This is a genomic window from Deinococcus sp. AJ005 (assembly GCF_009017495.1).
GTDB lineage: Bacteria > Deinococcota > Deinococci > Deinococcales > Deinococcaceae > Deinococcus.
The window spans coordinates 96,576-111,833 of record NZ_CP044989.1 but is presented as its reverse complement, the minus strand read 5'-3'; the positions used below and the strand labels follow the sequence as shown (position 1 = coordinate 111,833).

Here is a 15,258-nt window from a genome sequence, read left to right as displayed (position 1 = left end):
AAACGATGGGGGCCGTGGGCGGCCAAATGACAGCGCCGCCCACCTCCGAAACCCCTAAATCAACTTCTGCTCAGTTCAACTGCTCAGCGGTTTTGCAGGGTATTCATGTCCTGCTGCGCCTGCTTCAGGGCGTCCGCACTGGACTTCTGTCCGCTCAGCACGGCGGCCAGCGCAGTGTTGATCGGTTTGATCCAGTCCGGCCCCTGGGTCCCGAAGTAGTAGGGCCGCACGGTGCCCGAAGACGCACCCTGAAAGACGGCCTTGCTGTTTTCCGCGCCAGCAGTGGCTTTCTTAAAGAAGGCATTGCTTTGCAGCGACGTGCGGCTGGGAATCGCCAGGCCCTGCTCCAGCACGTACTGCTGCACGTTCGGACTGGTCAGGATGTTCAGCACCTTGGCCGCCGCCGCCTTGTTCTTGGTGCCCGAGTTAATGGCCCAGCCCACGGTGAACACGAAGTTGCCGCGCTTGCCGGTCTTGTCGTTCTTGGGGATCAGCGCCGAGCCGTATTTCAGGTTGGGCGCGTTGTCCTTCAAGAAGCCCACGATCCAGTTGCCTTCGATGGCCACGGCCACCTTGCCCGACGCCAGGCACCCACCAGACCAGTCCTGCGACAGCTCCGAAGGCTGCACGCCCACCTTGTTCTTGCCCAGTCCGGTGAAGTAGTTGAAGGCGGACACGAAGGCCGGATCCAGCAGGTTGGTCTTGCCCTTGGCGTCAAAGGGCTGCCAGCCTGCCGCGAAGGCATACTGCCCCATGCGGGCGTAATCAGGGGTCAGGCACGCGCCGTAGTAGTCGTTGCCCAGCGCTTTTTTCACCGCCGCCAGCTTGTTCTGAAAGCTCGTCCAGGTTTCGTTGTCGTTGGGGTAGGCCACCTTGGCCTCGTCGAAGATGTCCTTATTGTACACCAGCGTCAGGGTATTGAAATCCTTGGCGACGGCGTAGGTCTTGCCGTTACGGGTAAAGGCGTCATTCAGACTCTTGATAAACGGCGTGGTGTTGACGACGCCGTTCAGCGGCAGCAGCTTGCCGGTGGCGACGTAACCGTCCAGCGTCTCGCCCGGCACATAGAACACGTCGCCCGCGTTGTTCGCCGCCAGCAGCGTGGTCAGTTGCTGGTTGTAGTCGCCCTGAAGCGGCTGGTAGACCACCGTGATCTTGTCTTTGGCGAGCGCAGGCTTCACGAAGCGGTTGATCAGATCGCCCACGATGGCCGGGTCCTGCCCGCCGTAGCCGTTGATCTTGATGGTGGTCTGCGCTGAGGCCGCACCGGCGGCGGCAACGAGGACGGCGAGGCTGACAAACAGTGTTTTTTTCATGGCTTCCCTCCAGGGAAAGGCGCAACGGTTGCGCCGCGAATCAGTTCGACTTCAATAAATTCACCGCGCGGGGGCAGGCCCGAGATGGCCTCCTGCACCAGCGTCAGCGCGGTGGACGCGATCTTGGGGATGTTCTGCGCCACTGTGGTCAGGCGGATGGGGAGCGGTAGTTCGGGTAGGCCGTCAAATCCCACCACGCTGACCTGCCCCGGCACGTCTACGCCCAGATCTTCCAACGCGGCCACGGCGGCGGCGGCGCTCTCGTCGCTCTGGGCGAACAGGCCAGTAAACCGCACGCCGCCCTCCCAGGCCCGGCGCATGGCGCGGTAGCCGCCCAGCACCGTGAAATCACTGGGCAGGCTGACGGTCTGTGCGCCCACCGCCGCCGCCGCCCGCAGAAAGCCGCGCTCGCGGTCCTGGGCCACCTGGCTTGGCCCCTGGCCCAAAAAGGCCAACTGGCGGTGTCCGGCCCCGGTCAGTTGCCGGGTGGCTAACTCTGCGCCGCCCACATCATCTGGGGCCACCCAGAAAGACCCAGGCTGGTGGCCGATCAGCACGGCGGGCACTCCAGCATCCCGCAGAAAGCCCAGACGCGGATCGCCGTCAATGGCGTGCATGACCAGTACGGCGCTGGGCAGCCGCGCCAACCGGGTCAGGTCTGCGCGCAGATCGAGAAGCTGCACCCCCTGATAGGCCGTCAGACTTTCCAGCGCGCGGCGAAACAGCACGCTGTAGGGATGCAGCACCGGATCATCGTGATCAAAGGAGATGCCCAGCGTCTGCCCAGTGCGCCAACTCAGATGACGGGCGGCGGGATCGGGGGTGTAACCGAGGCGGGCAATCACCTCCTGTACACGCTCACGGGTGCGACTGGCAACCGTGGCATGCCCGTTCAGCACCCGGCTGACCGTCCCGGTGCTGACACCAGATTCGCGGGCGATGTCGTCGATGGTGGGCCGGGATGGAAGCATACCGTCAGCTTGGCTCCTTTGCGCAGTGGAAGCGAGAAATGGGCGATGGGGGAAGAATCGACATGTACTGTAACCGGTTACAAAGTGGCCAATGAAAAAGATTCGTGTCTCACAACCAGCAGTAAAGAGCGAGCAGCCTGAAGTCATTCTGGTTTTGTAAGCGGTTACATTTTCCATTGTGCACTTTACGGTGAGAATGTCAAGTGGTCAGCCGAACTTGTTCTCTAAGGTACAAAAGCCGCAGGTAGACAGAAAAAACTGGCTCCGGTACAGTGTTTTCTGCAATGAAACCCACCCAGAGCTGACGTCCACAGGATGACCTGTTTGACCTCATCCGCCCTTATTTTAGCTTTGATCCTCGTGTCCTGATCGTCCTCACCGCCCTCGTCCCCGTCGAAGTTGGAACCGTCGTTCTCTGGACACTGCTCCCAATCATCCAATTGGTAGAAAGCTGGAATATGACCGACATGGGTTCGGCAGGACCACGGTGCCGAGCAGACGCAACACGCTCCATACCCTGTCCGTGATCCCGATGGCCATTGCTGGCGTCTGTTGCGCATATTGACGACGCCCCATCGATTCATTCAACTTGACTCGCAGATTTGTCACAATCTCAAGCCGCTTTTTGCATAGGGTTCTTGGCAGCCTCTAGCGCGGATGCCATCACCGGACCCTGACAGCGCTGGCCGTATGGCACAACTGTCGGCGCAGGCGATCACGCCCTGATCTGGGAGGCTGACAGTTCACGTCCTCCGCATCCGGCGCGGTGTTCTAGCCTTTGCCGTTGCTTTCGCTTCCAGGCTGGATTCTCAGATCACAGGTCAGGCTCATCTGCCGCGCCGGATGGCCCAGCCACGGCGTCCACAATTCGGTCTGCTCCGATGCGGCGACGGTGAAGCCCGCTGTTCTATACAGGCCCAGCGCCGCCTCGTTCTCGTCGGTAGTGGACAGTTGCACGCCGGGCACGCCCAGTTCCCGCAACCGCTCCAGATAGCGCTGAAGCAGTCCGCGCCCCAGCCCCAGCCCGCGCGACTCAGACAGCAGATTCAGATGCAGATGCGCTGGAAAGTCAGTTTCAGAGGCGTGCGGCGACGGGTAACGCAACGTGCGGACCAGATACGGCAGGGCGGCAAGAGGGCGGGTATAGCGCCGGGTCAGAACGCCGGGCAACACCGTGTGCGCCACTACGCGCCCCAGCGCCCTTCGGTACGCGGCCTCGTTCAATGAGCCGACAATGTAGCCGATCACATCTCCGCCCACCTGGGCCACGTACCCCACTGAATCCGGCAGCCGGAAATAGACCCGCACCCATAGGTCTGCGAAAAGCTGCGGGTCCGGGAAGTATATTTCGGCGCTGGCTCCAAAAAAACCTGTCTGGTACGCGATTTCTCCCAGCCGCGCCTCGTCGGTGGGCCGCACGGGGCGGATCAATGGACGGCTCAGAACAGTCCTAGCGCTCGCCGCGCAGGTCCGTCACGCGGCGCAGTTTGCCGCCCTCGCTGCGGGCCAGGCTGCCCGGCACGCACAGTTCGCAGCGCACGCTGACGCCCACCTGGGTCTTGATCAGGCGCACGATCTCGTCACGCAGGGTGACGGCCTCGCTCTCGGCCTCCACCTGTAAGGTCAGTTCGTCCATCGGGCCAGTGCGGGTCAGGGTGACGTGATAATGCGGGCTGACCTGCCCCAGACTGACCAGCACGGCCTCCAGTTGCGTGGGGTAGACGTTGACGCCACGCAGGATGATCAGATCGTCGCTGCGCCCCCGGATAATGTCCATGCGCCGCATGGTTCGGCCTGTGGTGTTCTCGCCGGGCAGCAGGCGCGTGATGTCCCCGGTCCAGTAGCGCAGGATCGGCAGCGCGCTGCGGCTGATGCTGCTCAGGACCAGCACACCCCATTCACCGTCCGGCAGCGCTTCCCCGGTGTCAGGGTCCACGATTTCGGGGTAAAAGTGGTCCTCCCAGATGTAACTGCCGCTCTGCTCGGCGGCGTCCTCGTTGCTCACCCCTGGGCCGATGATCTCGGAGAGGCCGTAGATATTGGTGGCGGTCACGCCCAGTCGTTTCTGGACCTCGGCGCGGGTCTTCTCGGCCCAGGGTTCCGCGCCCAGCACGGCGTATTTCAGGGAATTGTCTTCTGGCGCAATGCCCTGGCGTTCCAGCGCCTCGGCCAGCACCAGGGCGTAACTGGGGGTGCAGGCGATCACTTCGGGCGCAAGGTCCTGAATCAGCCCCACCTGCCGCTCGGTGCCGCCGCCAGAGACGGGCACGGTACACAGGCCCAGCCGCCGCGCGCCGCCGTCCAGCCCCAGTCCGCCCGTGAACAGGCCATAGCCGTAGGCGTTGTGGAACACCATGCCGGGCCGCGCCCCCGCCGCGTACAGGCTGCGGGCCACCACCTCGGCGAAGATGTCCAGATCGTGGGCGTCGTAGCCCACCACCGTCGGCTTGCCCCCGGTGCCGCTGCTGGCGTGCAGGCGGCGCAGGGTGTCACGGGGCACGGCGCACAGGCCCAGCGGGTAGTTGTCACGCAGGTCCACCTTGCGGGTAAACGGAAAGCGGATCAGGTCTTCCAGCGTTCTCAGATCACCGGGCTTCACGCCTGCCGCGTCAAACTTTTCGCGGTAGGCAGGGACGTGTTCGTACTGCCGGGCCACAATGTCCTGAAGGCGGCCCAGTTGCAGGGCGCGCAGTTCGGGCAGGGGCAGGGCTTCAAATTGGGGCTGGAACAAGGGAAAACCTCCTGGGGTGGAGGTCAGTTTAGCGGGCGGATAGCTTGATGGGGCGTTGAGATGGATTCTTAATTCAGGTCACCGCCTGCCGGTGGACCACTCACTCTTCCGTTGCTACGTTCCTACCTCCTCTCCCGTAAGGCCAGAAAGAGGAAACCGGAAGTTCGAGGATTGACTTCACACAAAGTTTGCTGGTCCGGCGAGTGGAGGCCCAATCACGACAGCCAGAGGGCCAGCAGACCGAGACCCGCCGGAAAAGCCTGCACCAGCGCAATGCGTGGACTGACGGTCATTGCCCCATACAGTCCAGCAACCACCACGCAGGCGAGAAAAAAGACCATCACATCTGTGCGCTGGGTAAGCAGTCCCCAGGTCAGCCCTGCCGCCAGAAAGCCGTTATAAAGCCCCTGATTGGCCGCCATCGCGACGGTCTGATCGGCAAGCGCGGCGCTGACACCAAAGATGCGCCGGGTTTGCTCCCTTTGCCACAGAAACATTTCCAGCATCAGGATGTAGAAGTGTTCCAGAGCAACCAGGGCGATTAAAATGATGGCCAGAATAGACACCGGGGCATTCTGGCATGCCTTCGCCCTGTCTGCGCCAGTGGGGCTTCACCCCCCCAGCAGCATGATTTAGAGCATTTGACAGAAAAGAAGCGCGCTCCCAAAAAGATTCCGTCAGTCTGATGCCACTCTGAGAGTGGGCCGAATTTGACTTCTCGACGCAACTATTCCGTCATTTGCTGTAGATGAAATGGAACGTCCTGTCCACACCACCCCAATCACCCGATAAACTCTCATATCAACACCGAAGAAGCCGCCCGAACTCCAAATTCCGTGCGGCTCCACCTTCCTGTTCCATCTGAATCTGCGCTCAGGCCGGGCGGGTTTCCATCTTTCCCCGGCCCGCCGCATCCGCAGACACGACGCCACCGGGCAGCATGTAGCCCGCCGCCAGCTCCCGGTAAGCCGCCACCTGTACAGCCTGCCAAGCCGCATCCTGGCCCAGTTCCTCGGCCATGATCGCGGCCACGCGCGGCGCGGCGTCGGCACTGGCGCGGGCATTCAGGAGCAGGGCGCGGGTGCGGCGGGAGAGAACGTCTTCCACGGTGCGGGCCTGCTCCCGCTGCGTGGCCCAGCGCACTTCTGCCTCCATGTAAGGCAGTTCGGGGTGCAGCTTCACGTCTGCGCCGGGCAATGCCTTGATCCGCTCGGCATCGGTGCCGTAGACCTTCCAGGGTTCAGGCAGATCGTCGTGGGTGGCCCCGTGCAGGCTGAGGCCCTCGGTCAGGCTCATGCGCTCCGGCAGACCCACCAGTTGGGCAGCGCGGGTCACGGCGTCCGCGCCCATGCGACGGTAAGTGGTCCACTTGCCCCCGGTCAGGGTGAGCATCCCCCCTGCCGAGATGCGGATGACGTGATCGCGCGACAGGGCCTTGGTATCGGTGCCCTCGGCGGCCTTGACCAGCGGGCGCAGCCCAGCGTAGACGCTGCGCACGTCGGCACGGGTGGGCGCGGGGTCCAGGTACTGCGCCGCCGTCTTGAGGATGAAATCCACTTCCTCGGGCAGGGCGCGCGGCTCCCAGGACACATCGGGCACGGGGGTATCGGTGGTCCCGATCACCACATGGTCATGCCACGGCACGGCGAACAGCACGCGGCCATCGTCGGTGCGCGGGACCATCAGGGCGCTGTCGCCGGGCAGAAAGCAGCGGTCCACCACCACATGCACCCCCTGGCTGGGCGAGAGCATCGACTTCACCGCCGGGTCTTCCATGCGGCGCAGATCGTCCACAAAGACACCGGTGGCGTTCACGACGACTCTGGCACGGGCCTCATGGGTCTGACCGGTCTCGTCGTCGCGCCAGCGTGCGCCCACGACTTTGCCGCCGTCCATCAGCAGACCCGTCACGGGCGCGTGGTTGACCGCCACGCCGCCGTGGTCCTCCAGCGTCCGCAACAGCGTGATCGCCAGCCGGGAATCGTCGAACTGTCCGTCGAAGTACAGGATGCCACCGCCCAGACCGTCTTTCTTCAGGGTGGGCGCACGTTTCAGCGCCTCGGCCTTGCCGATATAGCGGCTATTTTGCAAGTTCAGCTTGCCCGCCAGCAGGTCGTACATCTTGAGGCCGATGCCGTAGAACGGTGCGGACCACCATTTGTAGGCGGCGATCACGAAGCCCAGATCACGCACCAGATGCGGGGCGTTGCGCTTGAGCAGGCCGCGCTCGTGCAGGGCCTCGCGCACCAGCGACACATTGCCCTGGGCCAGATAGCGCACGCCGCCGTGGACCAGCTTGGTGCTGCGGCTGGACGTTCCCTTGGCGTAGTCGTGGGATTCCAGCAGCAGCACGCTGTAGCCGCGCGTGGCCGCCTCTACCGCCGCGCCCAGGCCGGATGCGCCGCCGCCGATCACCAGCATGTCCCAGGTGTGTGGCCGGGTGGCCGCCGCAATATTGTCGTCACGCGTCATAGCACTTCCTTTTGGGCGGAGAAGAGGAATGGGAATCGCTCCGCACGTTTGTTCATCCTATTTGAACACATGTTCATTGGTTCGGCAAGCTGAAAAGCTGGACAGGTCAGGAAGATGAACTGATATGGCAGTTTAGAGGAGGCCAACCCGCCCGTTCCCTGTTCCCGCCGTATGCTGATCTTCACGCATGGCACGTCCTCCCCTTTCCCCCCGGCCACCCAACGTCAGGCCACCCGCCGCCAGTCAGGACGTGCAGGCCGTCCTGGTGGCGCGGCTGTATTACGTGCAGGGCCTGACCACCGACGCGATTGCTGGTGAGTTGGGGCTGTCGCGGCCCAAGGTGTCGCGTCTGCTGTCTCACGCGCGGCGCAGCGGTCTGGTGGAAATCCGCATCCATGACCCCGAAGGGCAGGCACAGACGCTGGAAGCCCGTCTGCACGCGCGTTATCCCTTCTTGCACGCGCAGGTGGTGGGCGTGCCGCAGGGCAGCCCGGAAACGCTGTGGCTGGAGCGCGTGGCCGCCGCCGCCGCCGCCGCGCTGGGCGAGTTGCTGCGCCCCGGCATGACGGTGGGGCTGGCCTGGGGCAACACCATGAATGCCGTGGGCCACGCGCTGATTCCGCATCCGGTGCCGGGGCTGACCTTCGTGCAACTGAATGGCTCGGCCAGCGCCGCCGACTTCATGAGCGGCTTCGTGACCGATACGATCCTGCGCTTTGCACGCAACTTCTCGGCGGGGGCGCAACTGTTCCCGGTTCCCACCTTTTTTGACGATCCGGCCACCAAGCGGGCCATGTGGCGCGAACGCAGCGTCCGGCACGTGCTGGAGTTGCAGGGGCGGGCGGAGTTGCTGATCTACTCGGTGGGCAGCGTGGACGCCTCCACCCCCAGCCACGTGTACAGCGCGGGCTATCTGGACGCTGGCGATCTGGCCGCGCTTGAGCAGGAGGGCGCAGTGGGAGACATCGCCACCGTCTTCTACCGCGCCGACGGCAGCGACGCGGACCTGTCCCTGAACGCCCGTGCCAGCGGCCCGCCCCTGACCATGATCCGGGGGGCGAACGAGTCGCTGTGCGTGGTCAGCGGACTGGGCAAGGCCGCCGCGCTGCACGCCGCCCTGGCCGGAACATTGATGCGCCGCCTGATCGTGGACGAAATGACGGCGCGGGCCGTGCTGGAGCTGGGGGACGCCGGGGGCTGAGGCATTCTCCCCTGCCCAGCCTTTCGGATGATGCCGGGCACTCCGGGAGCAGCTACCGTAGGCGAAATCCGCACGGGCAAGGCAAGAAGTGACACAATCTGATCAGGCAGGATTTGAAGCCCAGCACTCTCGGTCAGACGCAGGAACGGCAAGCAGGGCTTGCGAAAGGGGCAGACATGAAACGACGGTGGACGCGCGGCGCATTGTTATCCGGCCTGCTGCTGGTGGGGCTGGCCCCCGCCCAGCGCGAGGTTTCCATTTACGGCGGCGTGTTCCGGGGCAGCCAGCCGGTCAGCGTGGAAGTGTATGCGCCTGCCGGGACCGTGTTCACCCTCAGCAAGGTGCTGGACCCGGCGGCCCTGTTCGCCGCCTCGCCCGATCCACACGAACCCAAACTGGGTGCCGTGGGCCGGAGCGCGCCGATCCGCACCGTCAAGCTGAAGAAACGGGACCAGAGCCTGGACTTTGGCAAGCTGCCCAGCGGCGTTTACGTGGTGGGAACAGGCAGTCTGGGCGCGGTGGTGCTGGTCAGCAACCTGGGTCTGGTGGTCAAACGCGACGCGGGGCAGGCGCTGACCTACACGGCGGACCGTGAAAGCGGCCAGACGCGGGCGGCGCGGGTGTGGGCGCTGGGCGGGGCTGCTCCAGTTTTAGCGAATCCCGACGGCGTGGCCCGCTTTGCGAAAAAGGCCAGTGCCGACGGGGAAACCTTTCTGGCCCGCTACGGCAACGACTGGGCCATCAGCGGGGCGGAATGGAACAGCTACGCGGCCCCGCTGGTGCGTGGGTACGTCTATACGGACCGCCCGATCTACCGCCCCGGCCAGCATGTGGATTTCAAGGCGGTGCTGCGGCAGGCCGACAAACTGACACCGCTGGCGAATACGTCGGTGCGGGTAACCATCCAGTCCCCCGACAACGACGAGGTGTACCGCAAGACGCTGACCACCAACGCGCTGGGATCGCTGAACGCCGGGCTGGATCTGCCCGTGGGGGCCAAACTGGGCGAATACTATTTCTCGCTGAAACCCGACAAGGCCGATGGCGACAGCCAGAGCGACATCGGCGGCAGCTTTCAGGTGGAGGCTTACCAGAAGCCCGAATACGCCGTTACCCTTGCGCCGGACCGCAAACGCGCCGTGCAGGGCGAGAAGGTCAGCGTCCGCATTTCGGCCCGTTACCTGTTCGGGGGCAACGTGAGCGGGGCCAGGGTCAATTACAACGTCACCCGCGCGCCGTACTATCCGCCCGGCTTCGACAGCGATTATCTGCCACCCGGTGACGAGGGCCAGGACTACGGCTCCGATCTGGTGATTCAGGAGGAGACGCGCCTGAACGCCAACGGAGACCTTGACTTGACGCTGCCGCTGGCGCGTGACCCGGACGGCCAGCCGATCAGCTACCGCATTGAGGCTGAGGTGGAGGACGAGTCGCGCCGCACGGTCAGCGCCCAGACGCAGGTGATCGCCTTTCCCGCCAGCCTGAACGTGGAGGCCAGCACCGACGGCTACGTCTATGACGCGGGTAAGCCCATCCGCGTGTCGCTGGACACCCGTGATCTGAAGGATGTGGGCCGCGCCGCACCCGTGACCCTGGACCTGATTCGCCAGAGCTACGACTACGACAGGAAGAAGAAGACCTGGGTGCTGAGCGAGACGCGCCTGGCCCGCTCCCAGGTGCAGACGAACGCGGCGGGCACAGCCAGCACCACGCTGTCTACCGCGCGCGGCGGCGGGTATCTGGTGCGGGCCACCGTGAAAGACGCGCAGGGCCGCGCGAGTACCTTTGAAAACTTTGTCTGGGTGCTGAAGCCCGGCGAGGACTACGGCTGGAACTACCGCGATCTGACCGTGCAACTGGACCGCAAGAACTATGCTCCCGGCGACACCGCCACCGTGCTGGTGGGCAACCCCAAACCCGGCGCTCCGGTGCTGGTGACGCTTGAGGGCGACAGGTTACGTAGTTCTACCGTCCTGCGCGGCACGGGCGCGGTGCTGACCTATCGTTTTCCGGTCACGGCGGACATGGCCCCCAACATTTACGTGGCAGCGTCTACCCTGTCGGACGGCCAGTTTTACAGCAACGACGCCCGCGTGAAAGTTCCCCGTGTGGGCGCGGCCCTGACAGTCAAGGTCACGCCGGCAAAAGCCCGCTACGCTCCCGGCGACACGGGAAAATTCAGCGTGGACGTGCAGACAGCGGACGGCAAGGGTGTGGCAGGAGAGGTGGCGCTGGGCATAGTGGATGGGGCCATCTATCTGGTGCAGCGCGACAACAGCACGCCGATTGCCCAGGTCTTTGACGCGCCGCGCAGCAACGCGGTGGGGACCAATTCCAGCCTCAACTTCTACTTCTCGCAGGTGGGCACGGTGGCCTCCGCGCCCAGACAGATAGAATCCGCCCCCTCCTTCGCGCAGGACAAGCAGAGCAAGACTGCCGACTCGGCCAGCGCCGATCCAGTCACGCCGCGCCAGGATTTCAAGGACACCATTCTGTGGGTGCCCAACCTCCTGACCGACGCGCAGGGCCACGCCGAGGTGACGGTCAAATTCCCCGATAACCTGACCACCTGGGTGGCCACGGCCCGCGCCCAGACGAAGACCCCGCGCTTCGGGCAAGCAGTCGCCACCACCATGACCACCAAGGACGTGATCGCCCGCCTGAGCCTGCCGACATTCCTGGTGCGCGGCGACACGGTCACGCTGTCCGGCATCGTGAACAACACGCTGAATAAAGCAGTGACGGGCACGGCCAGCGCAGTCTTGAATGGCCTGACCCCGCTGGGTGGCGCGGTTCTGAAACCGGGCGGCACGCCGCTGAACGTGGCCGCCAATGGGCGCGTCCGCACGGATATGCAGGTGCGGGCAGGCAACGTGGGCACGTCAGACGTGACCTTCACCGCCCGCACAGCTTCCGGCAATGACGCCCTCAAACTCCCCCTGCCTGTGAAAGCCAGAGGGTACGAGGTCACGCAGACGGCGGTGGGCAGTGCCAGCCAGCCCAGCATCAAACTCAATATTCCGGCAGATGCCAACCTGAAAACGTTGGACCTGAGCCTGAGTCTCACACCGTCGCTGCTGTCCGCCGTGTCGCCCGCGCTGGAGTATCTGGTGGGCTACCCCTACGGCTGCACCGAGCAGACCATGAGCCGTTTCCTGCCCGCGCTGCTGGCGAAGGAAAATCTGGGCAGCGCCGCTCTGCCGCAGAGCGTGTCGGAGAATCTGCCCGACATCGTGAGCGCGGGGCTGGCCCGGCTGGAACTGTTCCAGCACGAGGACGGCGGCTGGAACTTCTGGCAGTACGACGACAGCACCCTGGAAATGAGCGCCTATGTGGTGGAGGGCCTGCTGCGGGCCAAGAAACTGGGCGCAAAGGTCAACAACGACATGCTGTACAACGGGTTGCAGTACCTTGCCAAAAATGTTCCCAATCCGAAGGGACGACAGGCCGAACGTGCCAGCGCTTACCGTGCCCTGGCCGACGCCGGGAAGGTGGACAAGACGCAACTGGCGGCCTTCGCCCGCCGCAAGGATCTGGAGCCCTATGCGCTGGCGGAAACCGCGCTGGCATTGAATAAAACGGGCCAGACCCAGGCCGCCCACGATGTGCTGGACCGCCTCAAGGCCAGACGGATCGGCACCAATGAAGGCGCACTGCTGCACTGGGAAACGCCGAAACGGAACGGCGGCGATTTCTGGTACGACTACTGGGACGACAACAGCGTGCAGGTCACGGCCACCGCGCTGGAGGCCGTCGCCACGCTGGAGCCGAACAGCGCCCTGATTCCCGGCGTCTCACAGTGGTTGCTGTCCAATCGGCGCGGCCCGAAATGGCTGTCCACCCAGGACACCACCAGCGTGATCGTCGCCGCGCTGGCCCTCAAGCCCCCGAAAGCCATGAGCGGCGACGTGAGTGCCCTGCTGGACGGCAAAGCTGCCGGGCAGGCCACCCTCAGCGGGCAGGAGGCAGCTACTCTTAAAATTGATGCCAGCACCCTGAAAGCCGGGGCGCACACGGTCACGCTGACGGGCGCACCCGCCGGGTTGACCTTCAGCACCCAACTGAACTACAGCCGCGAACCCGCCGAACTGAAGGGCGACGCCAGCAAGGGCTTCCGCCTGAGCCGCCAGTATCAGCGCCTGGAACCCGTCTGGGATGCCAAAAATAACAAATATACTTACCGCCGCGTCACGCTGCTGAAAGGCGGGCAGATGCAGCCCGTCACGGTGGGCGATCTGATTCTGGTGACCCTCAGCGTGCAGCCGGTGGGTCAGGCCGCCCGATACATGGTGGTCAGCGATCCCATCCCGGCAGGCATGAAGGCGCTGGATGAACGCAGTCTGGCGATTGCGGGCTTGCAAGACCCCGACGAGTACGACTGGGGCAACTGGAACTACTGGTACGCGGGCCGTGACCTGCTGGATGACCGCGTGGATCTGTACGCCGACTACCTGAAGGGCGCGCAGAAGATGACCTACCTGCTGCGCGCCCAGACCCCCGGCACCTTCACGGCGTTGCCCACCCACGCCTTCCTGATGTATGACCCGGACGTGGAAGGCTACGCCCCGGCGACGACGTTCACGGTGCGGGACCGGGGGCAGTGACAGAAGAGCTGGAATCTTCCGATTGCCTCCTGTCATTGAAAACAGGGCGCTGCAAAGCAGAGGGGTGAAGGGTGCAGCAGGCCGTCTGCAAGTTGGCGTGGCCCTTCTCTGCCTGACCCTCTTCTCCCCTGCCGCCCACGCCTTTCAGGCCCAGCACGGCCCGCTGACCGTCACCTACGTGGATCCGCGTGACCGTCAGCACCTCGGGGCCGTCTTCAAAGCCTGGGATGCGGCGGCGCGAGACTTGAAGGCGCTGGGTCTTTCACCTCCTGCAAAGGTACGGATTGAGGCAGCAGGCAATGCGGCAGACTTCCAGGCCCTCACCGGGGAACCAGTCAATATTGCGGCCTCCACCCAGGGCGCGGTCATCCGCACGCAACGGCTCTCGGCGCTGGCGGCGCGTGGTCTGCTGCCCACCACCATCCGGCACGAGGCGTTCCACACGGCCCAGCCTGCCGGAATCCCCCGATGGCTGGCCGAGGGGCTGGCCCGCACCTTCAGCGGCGAGGGGAAGGCGGACCCGCGCACCCCGACAGGGCTGGAAGGCGTAGCAGACGCCCGACTGGACGCCAAACTGCTGGAGCGTGACCCGGCACAGTTGAATGCCGCCTATCGCGAGGCCACCGTCCGCGCGGCAAAGCGGGTGCGGACGCGGGGCTGGAAAGGAGCGCTGAAGTGGTGATGGGCGGCCCATAATTATGCAAGAGTCTGCATCATGAAAGAGTTCAGGGCGTGAAAGCCGTCGTCTACGAGCAATTTGGCACTCGTCCCGAACTCCAGACTGTCCCGGACCCCATGCCGGAAGCGGACGGCGTGGTGCTGCGCGTGGAGGCGTCGGGCGTGTGCCGCAGCGACTGGCACGGCTGGATGGGCCATGACCCCGATATCGCGCTGCCCCACGTTCCTGGCCACGAGATCGCCGGAACCGTGGTGGCGGTGGGGGCGGGCATCACCCGCTGGCGTGAGGGGGACCGGGTGACGCTGCCCTTCGTCTCGGGCTGTGGGCGTTGCCCGGAATGTCAAAGCGGGCAGCAGCAGGTCTGCCGCGACCAGTTTCAGCCGGGCTTCACGGCCTGGGGATCGTTTGCCGAGTACGTGGCCCTGCGCTACGCCGAGCAGAATCTGGTGCGCCTCCCCGACGGTCTGGACTTCGTGACGGCAGCCAGTCTAGGGTGCCGCTTCGCCACCTCCTTTCGCGCGGTGGTGCAGCAGGGGCGGGTGCGCGGTGGTGAGTGGGTGGCGGTTCACGGCTGCGGCGGCGTGGGCCTGTCCGCCATCATGATTGCCCGCGCACTGGGCGCACGGGTAATCGCGGTGGACATCGGCGCAGACAAGCTGGATCGGGCGGCGGAACTGGGGGCGAAAGTGACCCTCAACAGCCGGGAAGTGGACGTGGTGACAGCCATCCGCGAGGTCACGGGCGGCGGCGCACACCTGTCGCTGGACGCGCTGGGACACGCGCAGACCTGCACCGATTCCATCCTGTGTCTGCGCACCCAGGGACGGCATGTGCAGGTGGGCCTGCTGGTAGCCGAACACAGCCGCCCGCCGCTGCCGATGGACGCCATCATCTCAAAAGAGCTGGAAATCTATGGCAGCCACGGCATGGCCGCCCACGCCTATCCCGAGATGCTGGGCATGATCGAAAGCGGCCTGCTACGCCCGGACCGCCTGATCGGCGCGCGGCTGACGCTCGAAGAATCTATCGATGCACTGACGGGGATGGACTCGTTTAACGCCCTTGGAGTTCAGGTGATTGACCGTTTCGCGTAAGCAGTCCAGAAGGGGACGCCTCATACGGATTCCGTTTGTTTCGTGAAGAAATCGGGACAGTGCCGATTCCTACATCCCACGTCCGGCATCCGTTTTTCTCCTACTCGCTCCGCTCAGATTACGGGTGTTTTCGACACCCTTTAATCAGAGTCTGTATCAGCTCTGCCGGGACCACATCCCGGTCCTGCAC

10 protein-coding genes are annotated in these 15,258 nt (G+C 64.5%); 4 read left to right on the top strand and 6 right to left on the bottom strand.

Annotated features, from left to right (window positions below):
- Positions 1-83 precede the first annotated feature (83 nt).
- From DAAJ005_RS00885 to DAAJ005_RS00860, 6 genes are all read right to left on the bottom strand, one after another.
- Positions 84-1,316 (bottom strand): extracellular solute-binding protein, encoded by a 1,233-nt coding sequence (locus DAAJ005_RS00885; protein ID WP_151845451.1) that lies wholly within the window; start codon positions 1,314-1,316, stop codon positions 84-86.
- Entirely contained in the window at positions 1,313-2,287 is a 975-nt protein-coding gene (locus tag DAAJ005_RS00880) for a LacI family DNA-binding transcriptional regulator (RefSeq protein ID WP_151845450.1), read from the bottom strand. Before DAAJ005_RS00880 ends, DAAJ005_RS00885 begins: the two co-directional genes overlap by 4 nt.
- A 771-nt stretch (positions 2,288-3,058) precedes the next feature.
- Positions 3,059-3,718, bottom strand: a complete 660-nt coding sequence (locus DAAJ005_RS00875) for a GNAT family N-acetyltransferase (RefSeq protein ID WP_192930713.1) — start codon at positions 3,716-3,718, stop codon at positions 3,059-3,061.
- A 19-nt stretch (positions 3,719-3,737) separates the two neighbouring features.
- Positions 3,738-5,018, bottom strand: coding sequence for a phenylacetate--CoA ligase PaaK (paaK, locus tag DAAJ005_RS00870; protein WP_151845448.1), 1,281 nt, complete (start codon positions 5,016-5,018; stop codon positions 3,738-3,740).
- Between the two features lie 215 nt (positions 5,019-5,233).
- Positions 5,234-5,584: a DUF1304 domain-containing protein gene (locus tag DAAJ005_RS00865; protein WP_151845447.1), complete on the bottom strand. Its 351-nt coding sequence runs from the start codon at positions 5,582-5,584 to the stop codon at positions 5,234-5,236.
- Positions 5,585-5,891: 307 nt separating this feature from the next.
- Positions 5,892-7,490, bottom strand: coding sequence for a glycerol-3-phosphate dehydrogenase/oxidase (locus tag DAAJ005_RS00860; protein ID WP_151845446.1), 1,599 nt, complete (start codon positions 7,488-7,490; stop codon positions 5,892-5,894).
- Positions 7,491-7,677: 187 nt separating this feature from the next.
- Between DAAJ005_RS00860 and DAAJ005_RS00855 the strand changes: the two genes are divergently transcribed.
- The 4 genes from DAAJ005_RS00855 (at position 7,678) to DAAJ005_RS00840 (ending at position 15,068) form a co-directional block, all read left to right on the top strand.
- Entirely contained in the window at positions 7,678-8,691 is a 1,014-nt protein-coding gene (locus tag DAAJ005_RS00855; protein ID WP_151845445.1) for a sugar-binding transcriptional regulator, read from the top strand.
- Positions 8,692-8,867: 176 nt separating this feature from the next.
- Positions 8,868-13,295, top strand: coding sequence for an alpha-2-macroglobulin (locus tag DAAJ005_RS00850; RefSeq protein ID WP_151845444.1), 4,428 nt, complete (start codon positions 8,868-8,870; stop codon positions 13,293-13,295).
- Positions 13,296-13,392: 97 nt separating this feature from the next.
- Positions 13,393-13,977 (top strand): hypothetical protein, encoded by a 585-nt coding sequence (locus tag DAAJ005_RS00845; RefSeq protein WP_151845443.1) that lies wholly within the window; start codon positions 13,393-13,395, stop codon positions 13,975-13,977.
- Between the two features lie 50 nt (positions 13,978-14,027).
- On the top strand, positions 14,028-15,068 hold the full coding sequence (locus DAAJ005_RS00840; protein ID WP_192930712.1) for a zinc-dependent alcohol dehydrogenase family protein: 1,041 nt from the start codon (positions 14,028-14,030) through the stop codon (positions 15,066-15,068).
- Positions 15,069-15,258: the final 190 nt, after the last annotated feature.